This is a genomic window from Flavobacteriales bacterium (genome assembly GCA_013214975.1).
Lineage (GTDB): Bacteria > Bacteroidota > Bacteroidia > DT-38 > DT-38 > DT-38.
In genome coordinates this window covers 1-2,142 of the sequence record JABSPR010000278.1, presented here as the reverse complement: position 1 = coordinate 2,142, position 2,142 = coordinate 1, and the positions used below count along the sequence as shown (strand labels likewise).

Annotated in this window: 4 protein-coding genes; 2 read left to right on the top strand and 2 right to left on the bottom strand. The window is 35.4% G+C overall.

Annotated features, from left to right (window positions below):
* The coding region (locus tag HRT72_09010) for a TetR/AcrR family transcriptional regulator (GenBank protein ID NQY67845.1) at positions 1 to 258 on the bottom strand (258 nt) is incomplete at its 3' end.
* Between the two features lie 341 nt (positions 259 to 599).
* On the opposite strand from HRT72_09010, the gene HRT72_09005 reads away from it, so the two are divergent.
* Both HRT72_09005 and HRT72_09000 read left to right on the top strand, forming a co-directional pair.
* Positions 600 to 776, top strand: coding sequence for a hypothetical protein (locus HRT72_09005; GenBank protein NQY67844.1), 177 nt, complete (start codon positions 600 to 602; stop codon positions 774 to 776).
* Between the two features lie 353 nt (positions 777 to 1,129).
* Positions 1,130 to 1,675 (top strand): DDE-type integrase/transposase/recombinase, encoded by a 546-nt coding sequence (locus HRT72_09000; GenBank protein NQY67843.1) that lies wholly within the window; start codon positions 1,130 to 1,132, stop codon positions 1,673 to 1,675.
* A gap of 52 nt (positions 1,676 to 1,727) precedes the next feature.
* Here the strand turns inward: HRT72_09000 and HRT72_08995 are convergent.
* Positions 1,728 to 2,142, bottom strand: a 415-nt coding sequence (locus HRT72_08995; protein ID NQY67842.1) for a hypothetical protein, incomplete at its 5' end; no start/stop codon positions are given.

The following is a 2,142-nucleotide window of genomic DNA, read 5'->3' as shown; positions in this document are numbered from 1 at the left end:
GTACTCCATCCATGACCAATACCAAGAAATAATGTACAACAACAATTTGTGCTTACTTTCAAAGTATCTATAAACAGAAGCTTCTGTAGATCCTATTTCTTTAGCCAGCTTTTTGAAGGTAAAGTCTTCAAAGCCAATTTCATCTATCATATCTATCCCTCCTCCAAGAATATTCTTACCTAAATCACTGGATTCAGGATCTTTTAGATAGATGCTATTGTTAACTCTTATTGCTATATTCGAAAGTAATGCCTCCATTCGTAAAAATTAAACACGCAAATATAATAGTATTACTATTACTAGCAAAATTTTCACATGCAAATCGATCAATAACAGAATAAGGTAGTGTTACATTGTATCTGTTTGGAAAATCCGAACCCTCAACTATGTCTTGTACTGAAATAGGTTGACACTAAAACCTATAAGAATGAATAACGATTCAGTACACTACTCAGCCGAGTTTAAGAATAATGTAGTCTCGGAAGTATTGTCCAAAATACGGAAAGGATGAAGCAAAACGTGTCTATGGAATTAGAGGAAAGTCGACAGTTTTAAGATGGATTCGTAAATTTGAATCACAAGAAGTTCGACCCATTATCATGACCAAGATAAAATCAGATTCAGAGTTAAGTAAGGAAGAAGCTTTAGTCAAAGTAAAAGAATTGGAAAAAGTATTTCGCCTTGCCGAGATTAAGGCTGCTGGTTATTCTATGATGATTGACATTGCCGAAAAAGAGCTTAAAGTTCCTATTAGAAAAAAGCTAGATACCAAATAGTCCAAGAGTTAAGACGTGCATTGCTGGGTTGTAATATCCAAGAAGTGTGTCGACTTTGGTTTTAGTCGTCAGGGCTTACTACAAGCGACATAAACGACTAATCAAGGACACTCAAGAGCATAAGGAACTGCTGATTCAGATTCAATTAATAAGAAATTAAATGCCTCGTATTGGTTCTTTAAAGCTATTTCATCTGCTCCAACCTTTTATGGAAAAGCATAATATCAAATTATGGCGTGACAGGTTTCTTGAACTAATGAAGCTTCATAGTATGGGAATAAGGAAGCATAGAAATGTTATTAGAACAACTAACTCTTATCACCATTTTCGTAAGTATAATAATCTAATAAGAAATTACTCATCCCAATTATGTCTGTGTAACGGATATAACTTATGTTAATGTAGGAAAGGGATTTAGATATTTATGGCTTATCACAGATGCTTACTCCCGAAAGATCGTGGGATATAACCTGTTGGAAACATTAGAAGCTAAACATGGGATAGATGCACTACAGAAGGCTATTAACGAACTAAGTAATACTCCAAGCAATTTAATCCATCATCCTGATAGAGGAATACAATACTGTTTAAATGCTTACACTTCGTTATTAAAAAACAATGGAATCAAGATAAGCATGACACAAAATGGAGATCCTTTAGAAAATGCAATAGCAGAAAGAATTAATAGAATAATTAAACAAGAGTTTTTATATCAGATTCAAAACCAGATTATGCCAATCAAAGAGCGGTTAGATAGAGGAGTGAAAACCTACAATAGACAAAGACCACATATGAGTACAAACATGCTAACACCAGAACAAGCACATCAGAGTTCAGGAACTTTAAAAAGAAGATGGAAGAACTATTATAAACAACCTGTAAACCTATTGCAGGAATAACATACAAATCTGTCAACCTATTTCAGTACAAGACACCTTGCTTCTAGCCTTTCTACTCCCCACAATCTTCCCTCAACTCATTAAACCAATCTAAAGCATAAACCATCGCTGGATTGTAACACGAATTGTGATCGCCTTCGGGGTTTAAATCAATGGCTTCAACATCTTTTGCGCCAAGCGCCTTCATTTTTTTTTCTGCCACAATAGAGTTTTGTGGAAACACAACGATGTCGCTGGCACAATACAACATTTTAACCGGTTGTTGAGGTGCCCAATCTATGATGTCGCTTTTTCGAGCCGCTACATTTACAGAGTGGTTTGGGTTGTTTTTAAAGTTATCGATCACGCTATCCTGCATAAAATCGCGGTAAGTTTCATTGAGGATGTTAGACCAGTCTTCATACTCGTATGTTCCGGTGGTTACATAGTGCTGAATAGAATCCGCGAATGGTTGTTTGTAAAATTCG

Bases quoted from the DNA above. Each gene is read 5' to 3' on its own strand.
- HRT72_09005 (NQY67844.1), top strand. From the start codon at position 600: ATGACCAAGATAAAATCAGATTCAGAGTTAAGTAAGGAAGAAGCTTTA.